The following is a 20,541-nucleotide window of genomic DNA, read 5'->3' on the forward strand; positions in this document are numbered from 1 at the left end:
GTTATGTACCTGAATCACGATTATCTATAACTAGCCGGGATGATAAATGTCTGGTAAAGGATGTTATTGTTGACCTGAAGTCAACAAAGGAGGGAGACAGGATGTTACACGAACGTCCCATGAGCTATCTGTACGAAGTGGGGATCCAGGGGGGCATTCGGCGGGCCGCTGATATTCTGGGGATTAATCCGTCGGTTATCAGTCGCCAGATAGCGCAGCTGGAGCGAACGCTGGAACTCCCTCTGCTGGAGCGACAGGGGCGCAATGTGGCGCTCACTGAAGCCGGACGTTTGCTGGCCGAGGATTACCACGAAAGCCGCCAGCGGCGGGAAAAGCTGGAGAGTCATCTAAAGGATTTACGCCATATGCGTGGCGGCACCATCTCTGTGAGAATTGGCGGGGGGTTGGTGACGACCTTTATCGAGTCGGTGATGAGCACGTTTTCGCAGTCGTGGCCGAACGTATTCGTTGATATTAGCGTCGGCAATATGCAGGAGATGCTCAACGATATCGCCAGCGGTGAAGCGGATATGGCGGTCGCCTTCGGCCCCATCGGCAATCCGGAGCTTAAACGCCACAGCTTCCAGTGGGGGCCCATCTGCGCGGTGGTCTCTCCGCAGCATCCCATCGCGCGACAGTCAATGGTGACCATCGATGAGCTAACGCAATATCGCCTGATCGCCCTGACAGAAAGCTTTGGCCTACAGCGCCATATGAACGCCATGTTTAAAACCGCCGGGCGGCAGTTTCATCCGGCCTATCGCTGCAACCTCTTTTCCACCGCCATGAGCCTGAGCCAGGCCGGTCTGGGGATCTCTTTCATGACCGAATTCGCCGCCCGGGAAGCAATCGCTCACGGCATACTAAAGGCGGTCCCCATCGACCATCCGATCGCCAGCAGCGCCCAATGCCACTTATTACGCAACTCGAACCGCCGCTTTCCCCCCGCCGCGCACCATATGTGGCGCTTACTCCATAACGCCTTTCGCGATGCGCAGCGGGCGATGACGGTGTGACCCTATTCGCTCACCACAAAGCGCGTCGCCGCAAAGCAGTTCAGAAGACGGTGCATGAGAAAGACCAGAGTCAGCGTCACCACCAGCGAGACCGTCACCGAGGTGATGCGGTACAGGTCGCTGAATACCAGATCCTGATAGGGATGCAGATTCTGGCCGAACATAATGCCGATGGTGGTGATGCTGGCGAAGCCCACCCCGGCGCCCACTTTCTCCATCACGTGCAGGCGGGCGCTGAAGGCCAGCCCGAGACCAATCAGCGGCATCATCAGGATCATGTGGTTGCTGAAATCATAGATGATCAGTTGCACCACCAGAATATAGAGACAGGCCAGCACCACCCCGACGACGCGCCAGATCGAGCTGATCACCGCCCCACGATAGTGCATCGGAAACAGGATCAAGATCCCGGCCATCAGCGCCGACAGCGAGTCACTGAGATCGCAGATCTGGAACACCACAAAGATGATCGTCGCGACCGTACCGGAGAGCAGCGACTCGTGGCGAATGCGGGCGGCGTCTTTTTCAATGCGCGGCGGCGGCTTGCGCGGTTCGACGTCCGGGATCAGGTAATGCAGCAGCGCGCTCAGCGCCACCGCCAGCACGCAGGCTTCCATATTGGAGAACATCAGGGTGTGCCAGTTGCTGGTCGGGTAGCTCATAAAGTTGAGCATCGTGCTCTGGCACACCACCCCCATCGACCCCAGCAGAAACAGCGGCCCCTGGCTCATAAAGCGAAAACGCATCACGTACAGGGCGAACACCACCAGGGTCATGATCACCGGCCACTGCGACAGATAACCGACGATCAGTACCATTTCGACGCAGTTCACCGCCGCGCTGAACACAAACTGGCGGGCGACATGGCGGTTGAACACCGGCACCAGCGACATCAGCATCAGCGGATAAACCACGAAAAACACACCGTACTGCACGTCGTAGAAGGTGGAGATGCTGAGAGCAATCGTCCCGGCCACGGCGATACGCACCGTCTGGCGAAAATCATTCGCCGTGTAGACGATATTGCCGTGCGGGGTAAAGACGTGCGCCAGGGTATTAATAGACATAGTGCAACCAGCTCACCAGGTGGATCTGCAGGCCGGCAAAGGTGCGGGCGAAAGGTCCCTCGCTATTGTACAGCTGCACCGTGGCGCGGGCGCCGGTCGGCAGCGGTTTGTCCAGCGGCTGATCCAGGGCGACGTGAATGCGCATGCGCTGTGCGTCGCGCACCCAGCGGGTGGACTGCTCCGGCTGCGACAGCTGGCCGTTCACCGCCTCCTGCCCCGCCAGAATCCCGGCATCGCTGCTGGTGACGTGCGCCGGGAAGACTTGCCCCGGCAGGGCATCAAAGACCACCGCTGCATCGGTATTCACCGCCGTGTGGCGCAGGCTCTTTTCACGGAAGTCGGCGACGATGTCAGTGTTGTTGTTGACCAGCGCCAGCACAGCCGTCGCCGCGGTGGCGTAGATCCCCGGGTTAAGCTGCAGGTTGCTGACCATACCGTCAGTTTCGGCACGCACCTGGGTCCAGGCCAGGTTCAGCTGCGCCTCCTCCAGCGCATTACGGTATTTCTGCAGAGTGACGTTGCGCTTATCGTCGCGCTCACCGCGCTGGATCAGCAGGTTCTGGATCTGCGCGTTCAGCGCCGAGACCGACTGCTCGCTGGTCTGCCAGGTGGTCCGCACCTTATCGAGGTCGGACTGCGAGACGTTCTGCATCGTACTCAGGCGCTGGTAGCGATCGAGCGTGACCTTATCGTTACGGGCTGTGTACTGTGCGGTGCGCAGGTTGGCGCGGGCGGCGGCGATTTGTGCATCCAGTTGCTGGTTGCTCAGTTTCGCCTGCTCGAGGGCGATCTGCGCCGCTTCAACTTTATTAATGAATGGCGTTGGGTCGAGCTCATACAGCAGGTCGCCCTTTTTCACCTGGCTGTTGTTGTGCACGTAAACGTGCGAGACATAGCCGGAGACCCGCGACGAAACCGGGGTCACCACGCGCATGACGGTGGAGTCCGGCGTCAGCGGGATCCAGATATCGGCAACGATAAACCAGGCGAATATTCCCAGAAAAGCGGCAATACTCACCCGTACCCAGCGGGCAAATTTTTGTTCAGGCGTCATCATAGTGTGTTAGATCTTGTTATCTTCTTCGCGGATATTCCGCAAACGGCAGGCGATTTGATTTAATGTGGCGCTGAAGGTGGCGAGGTCGGCCTCCGGGATGGTCTGAGTCACGCGTTCCTGATAGGTCTCGATCACGCAGCTCAGTTTTTCCAGAATCGCCCGCCCCTCGGCGGTCAGCGTCAGCAGGCGAATGCGTTTGTCATATGGCGATGTAGAACGCACCAGATAGCCCTGCTTTTCCAGTAACGAGAGGGTGCGCATCAGCGGCGGCAGTTCAATTCCCTGCACCTCCGCCAGTTCGCTGACCGAGACGTTGTCTCCCAGCTGATGCAGTTGCATCAACACCGTCCAGCTGGACTGGGTGAGTCCGGTATCGGTGATAGCGGAGTCAATAATGGCGCGCCACTGGCGCACCACCATGGCCATTCTCATCCCCAACGGGCGGCGGACAAACAGGTCGTCTTCGGTCACAGGTTTTCCTCTCATTGTTGAGAAGAAAATAATACTTATCAGGGTAAGTATCAAGAAACGGACGATCGCGCCGCATCAATTGATAAATTTCGTGAATGTATTCCCCGGCGTCGCCAGCGCTTACCGGGGCAAAGAAGGAATGATGCCTGAAAAAAACCGCACTTTTTAATTGATCTGATCCCGACGCAGGCCGATGTCTTTCAGCTGTTCGTCGCTCATTCGCTGCAAAGCTCTGCGCGTTTGCTCCTGAAGCCACCATTTTTTGATAAACCGCACCAGCAGTACGAAACCGATAAATGGCTGTCTTGCCCTGTTCTCGTGAAATTCCATCCTCTACCTCCTCACCTTGCCAGAGGCTTTATCTTCACGGATTTGGGGCCAAGGAATACAGATTCACAAAACGCTTTTCTTTAACATACAGATTAGCTAAAACGTACACCAGAGCCCAATTTTTACGCCAATCTGTACTGGTTATTCCATCTGTATGGCGGAAATTAAGGATACAGTATGACCCGCTACCAACATCTCGCTACGCTGCTGGCCGAACGCATCGAACAGGGCCTGTATCGCCACGGCGAAAAACTGCCGTCGGTGCGCAGCCTGAGCCAGGAACATGGCGTCAGCATCAGCACCGTCCAGCAGGCCTATCAGTTGCTTGAGCAGCAGCAGATGATCGTACCGCAGCCGCGATCGGGCTATTTCGTTGCCCCGCGCAAGGCCCAGCCGCCGGTGCCGCCGATGTCGCGTCCGGTACAGCGCCCGGTGGAGATCACCCAGTGGGATCAGGTGCTGACCATGCTCGACGCCCGCTACGATAAATCGATTATCCCCTTCGGCGGCGGCTCGCCGGATGTCACACAGCCAAGCCTGAAGCCTATCTGGCGCGAACTGAGCCGGGCGATCCAGCATAACCTCAGCGAAGTGCTGAACTATGACGAGCTGGCCGGGCGCCGCGAGCTGAGGGAGCAGATCGCCCGTCTGATGCTTGACGGCGGCTCGATAGTGACGGCTGATGATCTGGTGCTCACCAGCGGCTGCCATAGCGCGCTGTCTCTGGCCTTGCTGTCGGTATGCCAGCCTGGCGATATCGTGGCGGTGGAATCTCCCTGCTACTACGGCACGATGCAGATGCTGCGCGGACTGGGATTAAAGACCATTGAGATCCCTACCGATCCGGAAACCGGGATCAGCATTGAGGCCCTGGAGCTGGCGCTGGATCAGTGGCCGATCAAAGGGGTGATCCTCGTGCCAAACTGCAATAACCCGCTGGGCTTTATCATGCCGGACGCTCGCAAGCGCGCGGTGCTGAACCTGGCCCAGCGCCACGATATCGTGATTTTCGAGGATGATATTTACGGCGAGCTGGCCACCGAGTACCCGCGCCCGCGCACCATTCACTCCTGGGATATCGACGGCCGGGTGATGCTCTGCAGCTCTTTTACCAAAACCATCGCCCCCGGCCTGCGCATCGGTTGGATAGCGCCCGGGCGCTACTACGACAAGCTGCTACAGATGAAGTACGCCGCCAGCGGCACTAACGTCCCTTCAACCCAACTGGCGGCTTGCAATTTTATTCGCGAAGGCCACTACCACCGTCACGTGCGGCGGATGCGGCAGATCTATCAGCGTAATATGGAGATCTACACCTGCTGGCTGCGGGAGTTTTTCCCGTGCGGGATCTGCGTCACCCGGCCGAAAGGCGGTTTTATGCTGTGGGTGGAGCTCCCGGAGCAGGTGGATATGGTCTGCGTCGCCAAACAGCTGTGCCGGCTGAAGATCCAGGTCGCGCCGGGCTCGCTGTTTTCGGCAGCGGGCAAGTATCGCAACTGCGTCAGGATCAACTGCGCCCTGCCGCCGACCGAGAAACATAAAGCGGTGATGGTGAAGCTGGGAGAAGCGGTGAAGGTGGCGATGGAGTGATTATTTTAATTAAAAGCAGCAAGTAATATCTCATATATGCCCCAAAATATCGGGGCCTTATATTTTAATTACACCATTATCTTTTATTCGTCACACCAAATGGTATATGCACAGAAGGTAAAACAGATGCTGAAGGTTCGAGATGGAGACGCTGATCATCAAAGAACATATGTGGCTGCATAATTTCAAGGATTTTGTTCTTTTCTACCCCGCCCATAAAGAATGCTTCATTAACATTGATCCCCCACGCTCTCATCGTATTGATCATTCTCTTGTGTGAAGGAGCGTTTCTCGCCGTTACAATTGAAATGCGAAGAATACGTCTATATGCTGGATCTTCTCTCTCTAATTTTTCTTCCATCTTCTGAATATTAGATATACGTTGAAGAAAATCTTTCAATGGTCCCGGATTATGAGTCTCATTGACATGTTGAGCTTCATAATTATGAAAATCTGCAAGCACATGGCTTTTTTGGTATACAGCTTCCGCAGAATCATCTGCGATAACTCCATCAAAGTCGAATGCAATTCTAAGTTCATGATCCTGAACATCATCCTTAATATTCCCCTTAAGAATCTGACCTGCAGGATACCCAGCCATTACAGCCTGATTAACATCTTGAGAATTTGCGGAGAGAAACAACTCAATATCCAATGCTGGGATATATTTATGAGGAGACTGACCTTGAAGGAAAACAGCCCGGGTAATACCTAACCCGTAACTTTCAATTGAATTCATTACCCTCAACCCGGTATCTGGATCATTCCTTGATAAAAGGATAACTTCTACAGGAGGATTACTTGGGTTAATTTTATTCAATGTTAAAAGACGTCTAATGAATGGAAATGCAACACCTTTCCCTAAGAGCTTATCTTGATTTTCACGCTGAAATTTCCTGTACTCGTCCTCGCCTTTTGTTCGAAATATTTCATCTGATTCATCTAAATCAAAAAGCGCGCTTGATGCCAAACCTATAACTAATCGGGACGATAAATCATAAGGCATATACACAGTCTCCAGATATAAACTTAACCTTACTGATTATTACAAACGGAAGTATATTGATAAAAAACGTCTGCAATCAGAGATTACTAATATAACGCTCAATGTCGTTGAATGTATAGTTTATCGAAATCAGCATGTAATGTGATCCATATCACCTAAAGCTATCCATATAATCTTTTTTTTATGTAGAATCAGAGCTATCCGATTCTATCGAGAATACCCAATGGCTGACCTGAACCTGAGTACCCTGACGGAAGCAGATATCATCACCAAACGCATTATGCCCGCCATCCTCGATGCAGGCTGGAGCGACACAACTCAAATCCGACAGGAGGTCAAACTCCGGGACGGTAAGGTCATCGTGCGCGGCAAAGTCGCGGCGCGTAGAACGGTGAAATCCGCCGATATCGTGCTCTACCACAAACTCAATATGCCACTAGCTGTTATCGAGGCCAAAGCCAATAAGCATGAAATCGGCAAAGGTATGCAGCAGGCTCTAGGTTATGCACACCTGCTGGACGTTCCCTTTGCATTTGCTTCTAACGGCGATGGCTTTATTTTCCACGATAAAACAGCAACCGGCGCGATTGAGCGAGAAATTACCCTCGACGAATTCCCAACGCCTGACGAATTGTGGCAGAAATATTGCCTCTGGAAAGGTTATACCGCCGCCCAGATGCCGATCGTCACACAAGATTATTACAACGACGGCAGTGAGAAACGGTTGCGCTACTATCAGCTCCAGGCCATCAACAAAACGCTGGAAGCCGTGTCCACCGGGCAAAAGAGATTATTACTGGTCATGGCAACAGGAACGGGTAAAACGCTGACGGCGTTCCACATCATCTGGCGCTTATGGAAAGCTGGCGTAAAAAAACGCATCTTGTTCCTGGCTGACCGAAACGTCCTTGTTGATCAAACCCGACTTGATGACTTTCAGCCTTTCGGTTCCGCAATGACCAAAATCACCGGGCGCACTCTCGATCCCGCTTTCGAAATCCATCTTGCGCTTTATCAAGCGTTAACCGGCAATGAAGAGCATCAAAAAGCGTTTAAGCAGGTTTCACCAGATTTCTTTGATCTGATTATCATCGACGAGTGCCACCGCGGTAGCGCCTCTGAAGACAGCGCCTGGCGTGAAATTCTGGATTATTTCAGCTCCGCTACCCAGATTGGTATGACAGCCACGCCGAAGGAAACGCACGAGATCTCCAATAGCGACTATTTTGGTGATCTGATCTACACCTATTCGTTGAAAGAAGGCATTGAGGATGGGTTCCTCGCGCCTTACAAAGTGGTACGTGTCGATATTGATGTTGATTTACAGGGCTGGCGGCCCGTGCGTGGCCAGAGTGACCTCAACGGTGAACTGATTGACGACCGAATCTATAACCAGAAAGATTTCGACCGTACGATGGTCATCGACGAGCGTACTGAACTGGTGGCAAAAACTATTACCGATTACCTCAAACGCACCAATCCGATGGATAAAACCATCGTATTTTGCGAAGACATTCCTCATGCTGAACGAATGCGTCGGGCGCTGATCAATCTCAACCCGGAGATGGTAAAACGTAACGATAAATACGTGATGAAAATTACCGGCGACGACGACGAAGGAAAAGGTCAGTTGCAGAATTTCAGCGACAAGAAAAAAGAATGGCCGGTAATTGTGACCACCTCAGAACTGATGACCACCGGCGTGAACGTGAAAACCTGCAAACTGATCGTGCTGGATCAAACCATCCGCTCGATGACCAAATTTAAGCAGATTATCGGCCGTGGTACTCGCATCGAAGAAAGCTACGGCAAACTGTGGTTCACCATTCTCGACTTTAAAAAGGCCACTGAGCTCTTCGCCGATGAGCGTTTCGACGGTATCCCGGAAAAAGTGATGGAAGCCACTGCGGATGACATTACCGACCCGAATTCCGGGTTCGATGAAAAGCTGGATGAAGACGATTTTGACGTTTTTGCAGAGGACGACGTTACAGGGGCAGATGAAGATCCGGCAACGTATACAACCGGCTCATTCGACAATTCAGGCCTACTTCCGGAAGAAGAAGACAACCGAATCCGCAAATTCCATATTAACGGTGTCACCGTAGGCGTCGTGTCTCAGCGCGTTCAGTATTATGATGCCGACGGCAAGCTGGTCACCGAGTCATTCAAAGATTACACCCGCAAAACCGTGCTCAAAGCCTGCGCCTCACTGGATGATTTTGTTCAGAAATGGCAAGATGCTGACCGCAAAGCGGCGGTAATCAAAGAGCTCGAATTGCAGGGAATCCTTTGGGATGTACTGGCGGAAGAGGTTGGCAAAGATCTCGACCCGTTCGACATGCTCTGCCATGTGGTGTATGGTCAGCCGCCGCTCACGCGCAAAGAGCGTGCAGACAACGTTCGCAAGCGTAATTATTTCACTAAATATTCCGATGTCGCGCAGACCGTGCTCAGTAATCTGCTGGACAAATACGCTGATGCCGGCGTCGAAGAAATCGAGAATATTCAGGTGCTGAAGCTCAAACCGTTCGACCAGATGGGAACTCTGCAGGAGATCATCACCGACGGTTTTGGCGATAAAGGCACCTATATGCAGGCAGTGACCGACCTGGAAAGCGAAATTTACCAGCTTCCTTCCCGCTCTGCCTGACCATCCTGATTACGCCACCTGCGGCCCGTCTGCCGCAGGTGGCTTTGTTTTTTATAAAGGGACGACCCCATGTCAATCAGTTCGGCTATCAAATCATTACAAGACATCATGCGTAAAGATGCAGGCGTCGATGGCGACGCACAGCGTCTGGGTCAGCTCTCCTGGTTACTGTTCCTAAAGATCTTCGACGCCCAGGAAGAGGCGCTGGAACTGGAGCAGGATAACTACCAACTCCCCATTCCGCAGCGCTACCTGTGGCGCACATGGGCGGCGAACGCCGAAGGCATCACCGGCGATTCCCTGCTGGAGTTCGTCAACGATGACCTGTTCCCAACGCTGAAAAACCTCACCGCCCCCATCGATAAAAACCCGCGCGGCTTTGTGGTCAGACAGGCGTTCAGCGATGCCTATAACTACATGAAAAACGGCACCCTGCTGCGTCAGGTGATCAACAAGCTCAACGAAATCGACTTCACCAGTGCCAGCGAGCGCCACCTGTTCGGCGACATTTACGAACAGATCCTCAAAGATCTGCAATCGGCGGGCAATGCCGGTGAGTTTTATACCCCGCGCGCCGTCACCCGCTTTATGGTCGATCGCGTCGATCCGAAGCTCGGCGAGTCGATTATGGACCCGGCCTGCGGCACCGGCGGCTTCCTCGCCTGCGCGTTCGATCACGTAAAAAACAACTACGTGAAGAGCGTGGCCGATCACCAGACGCTGCAACAGCAGATCCACGGCGTGGAGAAAAAACAGCTCCCGCACCTGCTGGCGACCACCAACATGCTGCTGCACGGCATCGAAGTGCCGGTGCAAATCCGTCACGACAACACCCTCAACAAGCCGCTGTCGTCGTGGGATGAACAGCTGAATGTGATCGTCACCAACCCGCCGTTCGGCGGCACCGAAGAAGACGGTATCGAGAAGAACTTCCCTTCCGATATGCAGACTCGCGAAACGGCGGATCTGTTCCTGCAACTGATCGTTGAAGTGCTGGCTAAAAACGGCCGCGCGGCGGTGGTGCTGCCAGACGGCACGCTGTTTGGCGAAGGTGTGAAAACCAAAATCAAAAAGCTGCTCACCGAGGAGTGCAACCTGCACACCATTGTGCGCCTGCCGAACGGCGTGTTTAACCCGTACACCGGGATCAAAACCAACCTGCTGTTCTTTACCAAAGGCCAGCCGACCAAAGAAATCTGGTTCTACGAGCATCCGTACCCGGCGGGCGTGAAAAACTACAGCAAAACCAAGCCGATGAAGTTTGAAGAATTCCAGGCCGAGATCGACTGGTGGGGCAACGAAGCCGACGGCTTCGCCAGCCGCGTCGAGAACGAACAGGCGTGGAAGGTAAGCATCGACGAGGTGATTGCCCGCAACTTTAACCTCGATATCAAAAACCCGCACCAGGCGGAAACCGTCAGCCACGATCCGGACGAACTGCTGGCACAGTACGCGAAGCAGCAGGAAGCAATCCAGACCCTGCGCCACCAGCTGCGCGATATCCTCGGCGCGGCGCTCTCCGGTAAGGAGGCCAACTGATGGCGGTGGAAAAACTGATTGTCGATCATATCGACACCTGGACCACGGCGCTGCAGACCCGCTCCACGGCCGGGCGCGGCAGCTCGGGTAAGATCGACCTGTACGGCATTAAGAAGCTGCGCGAGCTGATTCTTGAGCTGGCGGTGCGCGGTAAGCTGGTGCCGCAGGATCCGAACGACGAACCGGCGTCGGAACTACTGAAACGCATTGCGGCGGAAAAGGCCGAGCTGGTGAAGCAGGGAAAAATTAAAAAGCAGAAGCCGCTGCCGGGGATTCGCGAGGAGGAGAAACCGTTTGATTTGCCGGTGGGGTGGGAGTGGGTGCGGTTTGGTAGCATCTATGAAATGGAATATGGTAATAATTTACCTCAAGAAAAAAGATCTAATTCTGGCGAATACAATGTATATGGCTCCAATGGAATTGTAGGTACACATAACGAAGCATGCATTAAATCTCCATGTATTGTTATCGGCAGAAAAGGTTCAGCAGGGGCATTAAACCTCTCAGATCAGGCTGCCTGTTGGGTGACAGATGTTGCTTACAGCACTATCCCTCCAAGTGCGATGAATCTCGAGTTTGTCTTTATACAATTTCATACCTTAGGCCTCGATACTTTGGGAAAAGGAATTAAGCCCGGCTTAAATCGTAACGACGCTTATAATTTAACAATAGCAATTCCACCTCAAAGCGAACAGAAAGCCATCGTATCAAAAGTAAATGAATTGATGTCCCTCTGCGACCAACTGGAACAGTACTCCCTGACCAGTCTGGACGCGCATCAACAACTGGTTGAAACCCTGCTAACCACGCTAACCAGCAGCCAGAACGCCGATGAACTGGCCGAAAACTGGGCGCGTATCAGCGAGCATTTCGACACGCTGTTTACCACCGAAGCCAGCATAGACGCCTTAAAGCAGACCATTCTGCAACTGGCGGTGATGGGCAAACTGGTGCCGCAGGATCCGAACGACGAACCGGCCTCTGAACTGCTCAAGCGTATTGCGAAGGAAAAAGTGCAATTGGTGAAAGACGGGAAAATGAAAAAGCAAAAACCGCTGCCGCCGATTAGTGATGAGGAAAAACCGTTTGTTACCCCAAATAATTGGGAATGGGTAAGATTCGGAGAGATTGGTGAAATAAAGGGTGGTGGAACACCAAGCAAGAATAATTCTGCATTTTGGGAAGGTGATATACCTTGGGTTTCACCAAAAGATATGAAAGTAGACTACATATCAAAAAGTGAACTCTCTATATCTCAAGACGCAGTACAAAACAGTTCAGTAACTCTCATCTCTGAAGAGAGCCTTTTGTTTGTTGTCCGGGGTATGATCCTTGCGCATACATTCCCTGTTGCTATTTCTAAAAAAGAAGTAACCATAAATCAAGATATGAAAGCTATATCAACAGATTTATATCATCCTGATTTTTTAATTAAAATGATGCAAGCCTGTTCAATCCGGGTGTTATCTTTAGTAGATCGCTCCTCTCATGGAACATGTAAACTTGTTTCTGATAAGCTTTTTAGCTTAGTCCTACCTCTACCGCCATTGAAAGAACAGCTACGTATTTCATCTGAAGTGGATAGCTTTATTAATGATTGTGAAAAGTTGAAGAAAATTATTAAAGCAACCCAACAAACCCAGCTCCACCTGGCCGACGCTCTCACCGAAGCTGCCATAAATTAACCCGCCCCCAGAAACCAATAAAGCGGCTAAATAGCCGCTTTATTCTCATCATTAAAAATAATATTTCTCTTCATCCACACCGTTATTTTCATTGATTTTCAGCTGGACTTTCTTTCTATTCCCTGATGATATGTACAGGTATTTATCGCAAGGCACCCGTGCTGCAACACGAGCGCCTTGCTAATCACAACCACTATTCATAGGAAATAGCCATCATGACTACCCCGCATTCTATTGCAGAATTCACCGATCCAGAAGTCTCCCCGGCAGTTAGTCGTCAATTAACCGTGAGTTATGCGACTCGTCATCCTGATTATCAGCGTATTCCGGCGTTGACCATGAAGGGTCAGTGGCTGGAGGCGGCAGGTTTTGCCACCGAAACCGCAGTGGATCTCAAGGTAATGAACGGTTGTATCGTGATTACCGCCAAACCAACAGAGCCGGAGCTCACCGCCGCTTTGCGTCAGGTCAGCAAGCTGTCGGCGCGCAAGCAGAAACAGGTGCAGGCGTTAATCGGCACGATCGCCGGGCAAAGGCAGAAACTAGCATAACTCATCTCCCCGGTGGCGCTGCGCTTACCGGGGCGACGGGTTACCTCGCGTCTGCAAGGCAGTTTCACTCATCAAAAAACACCATCCCCTTATACGGCTGTTCGCGGCAGGCGGCCAGACGCTGGGCGAGGCTGCCGACGTGTAGCTCCAGCTTATGGCCGTCGGGGTCGAGGAAGTAGTGCGAGGCACCTTCGCTACGGTTCAACTTCCAGACCGCCACGCCGGCAACCTCAAGGCGGGCGGCGAAGCGGGCGAAATCCGCTTCGCTGATGGTAAACGCATAATGGGTGTAGTCGCTCTCCTCCGGCGGTGTGATGCGCCGCTGCGGATCCAGCGACAGGCACAGCCACAGATCGCCGCAGGAGAGATAGGCGCCGCTGTCCCAGCGGGCGTGCAGCGTCATGCCCAACAGCTGCTGATAAAACGCCACGCTCGGCGCCAGCTGGCTCACCGCCAGGGTCAGATGATTCAGTCCACTCAGCATGTCTGTTCCTCCAGTGAATTCACAATGAACTGACGCAGCCATTGATGCGCCGGGTCGCGGTGCCAGCGCTCGTGCCACAGCATCAGCATCTCAAAGCCGGCGACCGCCAGCGGCGGCTCGACGACTGCCAGCCCGCTCTGCCCGCGCACCAGCCGCTCCGGCAGCACCGCCACCAGATCGCTATTGCGCAGGGTCTCCAGCATAAACAGGAAATGTGGCACGGAAAGGACAACCCGCCGCGTCAGGCCAAGATTCGCCAGCGCGGTATCGGTCGCCGCGCTGAAGCCGCCTCCGTCCGGGGAGACGATCGCTTGCTCCAGCTGACAGAACGTTTCCAGGCTAAGCCCAGGCCGCAGCGCCGGATGCCCGGCCCGGCCCGCCAGCACGTAGCGCTCGCGAAACAGCAGGCGCTGATGCAGCCCCGGCGGCGCGCCCTCGCGGGTATGGAAGAAGAGATCCACTTCATCGCTGGCCGCCTGCTGCTCCAGCCGTGCCGGCTGCAGCTCGAATACCGCCAGCCGACTGCCGGGAGAGGCCAGGCGTAGCCTGCCCAGCATCGGCAGGAGGATCGCCGAAGCCATATAGTCCGTCGCCGCCACCCGCCAGGTCTCCGCCGCCGCGGCCGGATTAAAAGGCGCCACCGGCGCCACCGCCTGCTCCAGCGCGGCTAATGCGGCGCGCAACGGCTGACGAAGCTCATCGGCGCGGGCGGTGGGCTGCATGCCGCGCGGGCCCGGCATCAGCAGCGGGTCGGCAAACATCTCCCGCAGCCTGGCGAGCTGAATGCTGACCGACGGCTGCGACAGATTCAGCCGATGCGCCGCCCGGGTGACGTTGTTTTCACTGAGCAGCACGTCGAGCGTGCGCAGCAGATTGAGATCCAGACGATGTAAATTAATCACGGCTATACCTGGAATTTAAGTAATTAATTTCTACTATAGCGTCAGCTTTCCTACTCTGCAGCTCTCCATACGCCAGAGGTGATGTTATGAAAGTACTGCTGATTTACGCCCATCCGGAACCGCGCTCGCTTAATGGCGCGCTGAAAAATTTTGCCGTCCGCCATCTGCAGCAGGCCGGGCATGAAGTGCAAGTCTCCGATCTCTACGCCATGCGCTGGAAGGCCGGGTATGACGCCGATGACAGCGGCGCCACGCCGGTCGGCGAGTTCTGGCGGCCGACCCTCGATTCAAAACGGGCCTTTGCCCAGGGCACCCAAAGTGCGGATATCGCAGCCGAGCAGGAAAAGCTGCTGTGGGCCGATACGGTGATTTTCCAGTTTCCGCTGTGGTGGTTCTCAATGCCCGCCATCATGAAGGGCTGGATCGACCGGGTGTACGCCTGGGGCTTTGCCTATGGCGTCGGCGAGCACAGCGACCGCCACTGGGGCGATCGCTATGGGGAAGGCACCTTCGTCGGCAAGCGGGCGATGCTGATCGTCACCGCCGGCGGCTGGGCGGAACACTATTCACCGCGCGGGATCAATGGCCCCATCGACGACATCCTGTTCCCCATTCAGCACGGTATGCTGTTCTATCCCGGCTTTGAGGTGCTTCCGCCGCTGGTGTTCTACCGCACGGATAAAACCGATGCCGGGCAATTCGCCGACCAGTGCGCTACGCTTGCCGAGCGGCTGGACACGCTGTGGCAAACCGAGCCCATTCCATTCCGCCGGCAGAATCATGGCGATTATCTGATCCCGTCGCTGACGCTGCGCCCGGAGCTGGCGCCGGGGCAAAGCGGCCTGGCGGTGCATCTGGCAACGAAATAAACCTCAACGCGATAGCCCATCCGGGTTATCGCGTTCATTAATATGACAATTTGTGAGCCTCCACGCATTAACGGTATCCCGTCGCCCGAAGCCGCCTCTCATATTGATAGCGATCAAAAATAATCATACCGTCTGGTCGGTATGATTCCGGCCATGAATATGGAAGCCCAGCATCGTAAAAAAGATCCCGTCCGTCTCCACCGTCAGCTGATTGAATCGGCAGCGATGATTGCCGGCCGGGATGGTATCGCTGCCCTGTCGCTGAACGCCGTCGCCCGCGAGGCTGGCGTGAGCAAAGGTGGCCTCCTGCATCACTTTCCCAATAAGCAGGCGCTGATTTTCGCCCTGTTCGCCCGGCTGCTGGCGATCATGGAAAAGGCGATTAGCGAACTGATGGCCGCCGATAACATCGCTTACGGGCGCTTTACCCGCGCCTATTTGCGCTATCTGTCCAACCCGGAGCTGACGGATACCCACGAAAGCCGCCAGTTGATGGTGCTGTCGCTGGCGATGCCGGACGAGCCGGTGCTGCGAAAATGCTGGCGCGACTGGATGCTGGATCACCTGGCGCAGGGCGATGCGCTGGATAACGGCCCGACCGGCACGCTGGTGCGCTACGCGGCCGACGGCATCTGGTTATCGGAACTCACCGAAGGGCGCACCATGAGCAGCGATCACCGACAGTCGCTGGTAAACGATCTGACCAAAATGACGCTTCCCGCGTGAAGCGAATAGAGTGAGGCCGCGATGCGCTACAACATCAATGCCCGTCTCATTTATGATGCAACGGACGGCACGCTTACCCTGCCCGGCAGCGATGAACCGGATAGCCAGCTATCCATCACCGCCAGCGCGCTACTCTATTTTTTTCTCCGCCATACTGGCGTCGTCAGTCGCGATGAAGTGTTGAAAAAAGTCTGGGATGATAATGGTTTAACCTCTTCCAACAGCAACCTCAATCAATACCTGAGCATGCTGCGTAAAACCTTCCGCCACTACGATATCGATAACATTATCGTCACTGTATCGCGCGGCATGCTGCAGCTGAATCAGGATCTGAGCATTGAACTGCTCGATGCCGGGCCGGCGCTTACCGAGGGTGCTAATCCACCCGAGAGGGCTGTTGAAACCGTCCCCCCGGCGGCGACAACGCCACCCACCGATTCGCCACATGCGCGCGGAATGTGCTGGTATCTGGCCGGCGGCTGTCTGCTGATCATCGCCCTGCTGCTGGTGGCATTCACTTTTGCCGGCACCCACGCCGCCCGGCCAATCAATCTGACGCTGATGAACCACAGCCAGTGCGAACTGCTCGCCAGCGATGAAATGCTGCGTTCGGTTTCCGCGACGGCCTACGGTAAGAATTTTGATGAGGTGCGTCAGCGGCTGAAGCTCAGCTGCAAGCCGGGTGAGCGTTTTGTTTTCTTCTATGGCGACCGGCTGGAGACCAACGGCCTGGGCCGGGTGTTTCTCGCCCACTGCGCGATGCACGAGGACAACCCGTTTAGCTATTGCGATAACTACTTTTACTACTCCTGGAAGCCGCAATGAGACTCGCGCCCCGCACCTTTTTCGCCCTTTCCGCTCTGACGTTTGTCGCCGCCGCCGGTTTTAGCGTCTGGCGCCTGCTGCCAGATGCCAACGATGGCGTGATGAGCTGCTCCACCAAAGCGATCATGCGTTTTGAAAACATGGAAAAAGAGAATGTGAACGGCAATATCCATTTTAATTTTGCCGCTAACGGCAACGGGTCGATGGTGGTGGAAGGCTATACCGATTCTGCCGCCGGCTGGCTCTACCTGCAGCGCTACGTCAAATTCAGCTACACCAGCCAGCGCATCTCGGCGACCGAGCGCCACTACCGCATCAAGAAATGGGAATCCAGCGCCTCGTCCATCGACGAATCGCCGAATGTCATCTTCGACTACTTCATGCGCGAAATGTCCGACAGCCATGACGGCCTGTTCCTCAACGCGCAAAAGCTTAACGAGAAAGCTATCCTGCTAAGCTCTATCAACTCGCCGCTCTACATCTGCACGCTGAAGTCCGGCAGCACGCTTAACTAACCCGTCCCCCCTGAACCGCCGCGAGGAAAATGCGCCCTCGCTCACGCTCCATTATTGCCCCCTCTTTCCACGATGCTAAAAGCGCACGTTTTGCATTTAGCTTCGACGCCAAAACATGAGCATACCCACAATTATCACGCGGCTATATTACTAACCGCTGGCAAGTAATTAACATCTTATTAACATTCATCTCCCGCCGATAAATAGCCTAAAAAAGCGCCATATCATCATAAAAATCAATACGCATAAAACAGAACGAACAGATAAAAAGAAGTTTAAATAAGGCTAAATCACAGAGTAAAAACCTAAAATATTCATCTTCACGGATTTAAATTTCACTTACCTCCCCATTCCCTATAGTGAACCTCGAACGCCGCTTCCGCGTGTTGATGCCGTTACGCGGACGGTTTTCCCGAATAACAAAACCTGTTCTGGAGGAGATCACGATGGGTGATGCATTGGGGCTTATCGAAACCAAAGGTCTGGTGGCCTGTATTGAAGCAGCGGACGCGATGTGTAAAGCCGCCAACGTCGAACTGATCGGCTATGAAAACGTCGGCTCCGGCCTGGTCACCGTGATGGTGAAGGGCGACGTCGGCGCGGTAAAAGCGGCGGTGGATTCCGGTGTGGAATCAGCCCAGCGCATCGGCGAAGTGGTGACCTCGCTGGTCATCGCGCGTCCACATAACGACATCAACAAAATCGTCATTAAACACAAGGCCTGAAGGCCAGGAGAACGCAAATGGGTGATGCATTAGGTCTGATTGAAACCAAAGGTCTGGTGGCCTGCATTGAAGCGGCGGATGCGATGTGTAAAGCCGCCAACGTCGAGCTTATCGGCTATGAAAACGTCGGCTCCGGCCTGGTCACCGCGATGGTGAAAGGCGACGTCGGCGCGGTAAAAGCGGCAGTCGATTCCGGCGTTGAATCCGCACAACGCATCGGCGAAGTGGTGACCTCGCTGGTCATCGCGCGTCCGCATAACGACATCAACAAAATCGTCTCGCATTACAAAATTGCGGACTAACGGAGAAACCTGATGAAAGAAGCGCTTGGTCTTATCGAAACCAAAGGTCTGGTGGCCTGTATTGAAGCCGCGGATGCGATGTGCAAAGCCGCCAACGTCGAATTGATTGGCTATGAAAACGTCGGCTCCGGCCTGGTCACCGCGATGGTGAAAGGCGACGTCGGCGCGGTCAACGCAGCGGTCGACTCCGGCGTGGAAGCGGCGAAACGCATCGGCGAAGTCGTCAGCTCTCGCGTCATTGCGCGTCCACATAACGACATCGAAAAAATCGCGGCGCAGCACAAAGCATGACCTGACAGGGCGCGCCCCGTCCCCACTCTTTTCGTCTGATGAAGGATAGACTCATGATTGAACTGGATAACGATTTGCAGTCCCGGCAGAACGCCCGGGAACTGGTGCGCAACGCCAAAAAGGCGCAGGCGATGCTGGCCACCTTTTCGCAGCAGCAAATCGACGCCATCGTGAAAAACGTGGCCCAGGAAGCAGCGCACCACGCCGAAGCGCTGGCGAAAATGGCCGCGGAAGAGACCGGTTTTGGCAACTGGCAGGACAAAGTGCTGAAAAACCGCTTCGCCTCGCTGCGCGTCTACGACGCCATCAAAGATATGAAGACCGTTGGCATCATTCATGACGACCCGGTAAAAAAAGTGATGGACGTGGGCGTGCCGCTGGGCGTGATTTGCGCGCTGGTCCCCTCAACGAACCCAACCTCCACGGTTATCTACAAAGCGCTGATCGCCCTCAAGGCCGGCAACGCCATTATCTTCTCCCCGCATCCGGGCGCGCGTCAGTGCAGCTGGAAGGCGATTGAAATCGTCAAACGCGCGGCGGAAGCGGCCGGTGCGCCGGAGGGCTGCGTTGACGGCATCACCCAGCTGACGCTCGAAGCCACCTCTGAGCTGATGCACAGCAAAGACGTGTCGCTGATCCTCGCCACCGGCGGCGAAGGCATGGTGCGCGCGGCCTACGCCTCCGGCACCCCGACCATCAGCGGCGGCCCGGGCAACGGCCCGGCGTTTATCGAACGCAGCGCCGATATCCACCACGCGGTGAAAGATATCATCACCAGCAAAACCTTCGATAATGGGGTGATCTGCGCCTCCGAGCAGTCGATCATCGTCGAAGGCTGCATTTACGACGAGGTTCACCGCGAGCTGGAAGCGCAGGGTGCCTACTTTATGAATGAAGATGAAGCGGCGAAAATGGCGGCGCTGCTGCTGCGCCCGAACGGCACCATCAACCCGAAAGTGGTCGGCAAAACCGCGCTGTACCTCAGCCAGATGGCGGGATTCTGCGTCCCGGCCAGCACTAAAGTACTGATCGCCGAACAGACCACCGTATCGCCGAAAAACCCCTACTCGCGGGAAAAACTGTGCCCGGTGCTCGGCCTGTACGTGGCAGAGGACTGGAAAGCCGCCTGCCACCGCGTGGTGGAGCTGCTGACCAATGAAGGACTCGGCCATACGCTGGTGATCCACACTCGTAATCAGGACGTCATCCGCCAGTTCAGCCTTGAAAAACCGGTCAACCGTATTCTGATTAATACCCCGGCGGCACTCGGCGGTATCGGCGCGACCACTAACATCTCCCCGGCGCTGACCCTCGGCTGCGGCGCAGTCGGCGGCGGATCCAGCTCCGACAACGTCGGCCCGATGAACCTGCTCAATATCCGCAAAGTCGGCTACGGCGTGCGGTCGATCGACGAGCTTCGCGCGCCGGGCAGCCGCCCTGAACCACAGCCGACCATCGTCTCTCCGGCGAGCGATCCGCAGCGCAGCATTCTTAATGACCTGCGTTTCAACGCCCCGGCTAACGCCGCGCCAGCGCGATCCGCAGGCAGCGATGACCGTTTCGCCAGCGCAGGCGCCGCCAGCATGGAAGGCGAAATCAACGAGCAAAACGTGGAACGCGTTATCCGCCAGGTGCTGGAGCGCCTTGCTAAGTAACGCACTGATATAAGGCGATAAACGATGATTCTCGCAAAGGTAACCGGCCATGTCGTCGCCACGCAGAAATGCGATGAGCTGCGCGGCAGCAACCTGCTGTTGGTCACCCGACTGGATGACAATCAGCAGCCGATGAAGGACCAGACCTGGGTCGCCGTCGATAACGTCGGCGCCGGTATGCACGACATCGTGCTGGCGGAAGAGTACTTCGCGCTCAATAAAGACCGCTACAAAGCGATGTCGGTGGTCGCCATTGTCGAGAACGTGTTTCGGGACGCCTAA

The 20,541-nt window shown here is 55.0% G+C and carries 22 protein-coding genes; 15 read left to right on the top strand and 7 right to left on the bottom strand.

Features of this window, described 5'->3' with window-relative positions:
• Positions 1-101 precede the first annotated feature (101 nt).
• Positions 102-1,016, top strand: a complete 915-nt coding sequence (locus AC3EMD_RS24170) for a LysR family transcriptional regulator (protein WP_008807595.1) — start codon at positions 102-104, stop codon at positions 1,014-1,016.
• Between the two features lie 2 nt (positions 1,017-1,018).
• Here AC3EMD_RS24170 and AC3EMD_RS24175 read toward each other — a convergent pair whose 3' ends face one another.
• The 4 genes from AC3EMD_RS24175 to AC3EMD_RS24190 form a co-directional block, all read right to left on the bottom strand.
• Positions 1,019-2,083: a DUF2955 domain-containing protein gene (locus AC3EMD_RS24175; protein WP_008807596.1), complete on the bottom strand. Its 1,065-nt coding sequence runs from the start codon at positions 2,081-2,083 to the stop codon at positions 1,019-1,021.
• Positions 2,073-3,140 (bottom strand): HlyD family secretion protein, encoded by a 1,068-nt coding sequence (locus tag AC3EMD_RS24180; protein ID WP_039102796.1) that lies wholly within the window; start codon positions 3,138-3,140, stop codon positions 2,073-2,075. Before AC3EMD_RS24180 ends, AC3EMD_RS24175 begins: the two co-directional genes overlap by 11 nt.
• A gap of 6 nt (positions 3,141-3,146) precedes the next feature.
• The gene (locus AC3EMD_RS24185; protein WP_012969020.1) at positions 3,147-3,611 is read right to left on the bottom strand and encodes a MarR family winged helix-turn-helix transcriptional regulator; all 465 of its coding nucleotides are present in this window, start codon (positions 3,609-3,611) and stop codon (positions 3,147-3,149) included.
• 165 nt (positions 3,612-3,776) lie between these two features.
• Positions 3,777-3,941, bottom strand: a complete 165-nt coding sequence (locus AC3EMD_RS24190; RefSeq protein WP_008807599.1) for a DUF1127 domain-containing protein — start codon at positions 3,939-3,941, stop codon at positions 3,777-3,779.
• Between the two features lie 177 nt (positions 3,942-4,118).
• Here AC3EMD_RS24190 and AC3EMD_RS24195 point away from each other — a divergent pair, with 177 nt between their 5' ends.
• The gene (locus AC3EMD_RS24195) at positions 4,119-5,531 is read left to right on the top strand and encodes an aminotransferase-like domain-containing protein (protein ID WP_012969021.1); all 1,413 of its coding nucleotides are present in this window, start codon (positions 4,119-4,121) and stop codon (positions 5,529-5,531) included.
• A 76-nt stretch (positions 5,532-5,607) separates the two neighbouring features.
• Here the strand turns inward: AC3EMD_RS24195 and AC3EMD_RS24200 are convergent, their stop codons facing one another.
• A complete protein-coding gene (locus AC3EMD_RS24200) occupies positions 5,608-6,537 on the bottom strand; it encodes a 5'-nucleotidase (RefSeq protein WP_023322013.1) in 930 nt (309 codons plus the stop codon).
• 223 nt (positions 6,538-6,760) lie between these two features.
• Here AC3EMD_RS24200 and hsdR point away from each other — a divergent pair, with 223 nt between their 5' ends.
• The 4 genes from hsdR to symE all read left to right on the top strand — a co-directional run bounded on the left by hsdR (position 6,761) and on the right by symE (position 12,965).
• Positions 6,761-9,190 carry an EcoAI/FtnUII family type I restriction enzme subunit R gene (gene hsdR / locus AC3EMD_RS24205; RefSeq protein WP_023322012.1) on the top strand — a complete coding sequence of 810 codons (2,430 nt, stop codon included), beginning with the start codon at positions 6,761-6,763 and terminating at the stop codon, positions 9,188-9,190.
• Positions 9,191-9,259: 69 nt separating this feature from the next.
• Positions 9,260-10,729 (top strand): N-6 DNA methylase, encoded by a 1,470-nt coding sequence (locus AC3EMD_RS24210; RefSeq protein ID WP_023322011.1) that lies wholly within the window; start codon positions 9,260-9,262, stop codon positions 10,727-10,729.
• On the top strand, positions 10,729-12,414 hold the full coding sequence (locus tag AC3EMD_RS24215; protein ID WP_023322010.1) for a restriction endonuclease subunit S: 1,686 nt from the start codon (positions 10,729-10,731) through the stop codon (positions 12,412-12,414). The genes AC3EMD_RS24210 and AC3EMD_RS24215 overlap by 1 nt, the downstream gene beginning before the upstream one ends.
• Positions 12,415-12,629: 215 nt before the next feature.
• Positions 12,630-12,965, top strand: coding sequence for an endoribonuclease SymE (gene symE / locus AC3EMD_RS24220; protein WP_023322009.1), 336 nt, complete (start codon positions 12,630-12,632; stop codon positions 12,963-12,965).
• A 64-nt stretch (positions 12,966-13,029) separates the two neighbouring features.
• Here the strand turns inward: symE and fosA are convergent, their stop codons facing one another.
• On the bottom strand, positions 13,030-13,449 hold the full coding sequence (fosA, locus tag AC3EMD_RS24225; RefSeq protein ID WP_023322008.1) for a FosA5 family fosfomycin resistance glutathione transferase: 420 nt from the start codon (positions 13,447-13,449) through the stop codon (positions 13,030-13,032).
• Positions 13,443-14,351 (bottom strand): LysR family transcriptional regulator, encoded by a 909-nt coding sequence (locus tag AC3EMD_RS24230; RefSeq protein WP_023322007.1) that lies wholly within the window; start codon positions 14,349-14,351, stop codon positions 13,443-13,445. The genes fosA and AC3EMD_RS24230 overlap by 7 nt, the downstream gene beginning before the upstream one ends.
• 86 nt (positions 14,352-14,437) lie before the next feature.
• Here AC3EMD_RS24230 and AC3EMD_RS24235 point away from each other — a divergent pair, with 86 nt between their 5' ends.
• The 9 genes from AC3EMD_RS24235 (at position 14,438) to AC3EMD_RS24275 (ending at position 20,541) form a co-directional block, all read left to right on the top strand.
• Positions 14,438-15,220 carry an NAD(P)H-dependent oxidoreductase gene (locus AC3EMD_RS24235; RefSeq protein WP_302073809.1) on the top strand — a complete coding sequence of 261 codons (783 nt, stop codon included), beginning with the start codon at positions 14,438-14,440 and terminating at the stop codon, positions 15,218-15,220.
• Positions 15,221-15,361: 141 nt separating this feature from the next.
• A complete protein-coding gene (locus AC3EMD_RS24240; protein WP_023322005.1) occupies positions 15,362-15,946 on the top strand; it encodes a TetR/AcrR family transcriptional regulator in 585 nt (194 codons plus the stop codon).
• A 21-nt stretch (positions 15,947-15,967) separates the two neighbouring features.
• Entirely contained in the window at positions 15,968-16,771 is an 804-nt protein-coding gene (locus tag AC3EMD_RS24245) for a winged helix-turn-helix domain-containing protein (RefSeq protein ID WP_023322004.1), read from the top strand.
• Entirely contained in the window at positions 16,768-17,286 is a 519-nt protein-coding gene (locus tag AC3EMD_RS24250; protein ID WP_302073810.1) for a FidL-like protein, read from the top strand. The genes AC3EMD_RS24245 and AC3EMD_RS24250 overlap by 4 nt, the downstream gene beginning before the upstream one ends.
• A gap of 446 nt (positions 17,287-17,732) precedes the next feature.
• A complete protein-coding gene (locus AC3EMD_RS24255; protein WP_012542984.1) occupies positions 17,733-18,011 on the top strand; it encodes a BMC domain-containing protein in 279 nt (92 codons plus the stop codon).
• Positions 18,012-18,028: 17 nt separating this feature from the next.
• Positions 18,029-18,313 carry a BMC domain-containing protein gene (locus AC3EMD_RS24260; RefSeq protein WP_002442227.1) on the top strand — a complete coding sequence of 95 codons (285 nt, stop codon included), beginning with the start codon at positions 18,029-18,031 and terminating at the stop codon, positions 18,311-18,313.
• 12 nt (positions 18,314-18,325) lie between these two features.
• The gene (locus AC3EMD_RS24265) at positions 18,326-18,604 is read left to right on the top strand and encodes a BMC domain-containing protein (protein WP_004146125.1); all 279 of its coding nucleotides are present in this window, start codon (positions 18,326-18,328) and stop codon (positions 18,602-18,604) included.
• 53 nt (positions 18,605-18,657) lie between these two features.
• Positions 18,658-20,259 carry an acetaldehyde dehydrogenase (acetylating) gene (locus AC3EMD_RS24270; protein WP_234002154.1) on the top strand — a complete coding sequence of 534 codons (1,602 nt, stop codon included), beginning with the start codon at positions 18,658-18,660 and terminating at the stop codon, positions 20,257-20,259.
• A gap of 24 nt (positions 20,260-20,283) precedes the next feature.
• On the top strand, positions 20,284-20,541 hold the full coding sequence (locus tag AC3EMD_RS24275; protein WP_040972713.1) for a EutN/CcmL family microcompartment protein: 258 nt from the start codon (positions 20,284-20,286) through the stop codon (positions 20,539-20,541).

Source organism: Klebsiella sp. PK18 (assembly GCF_057784655.1).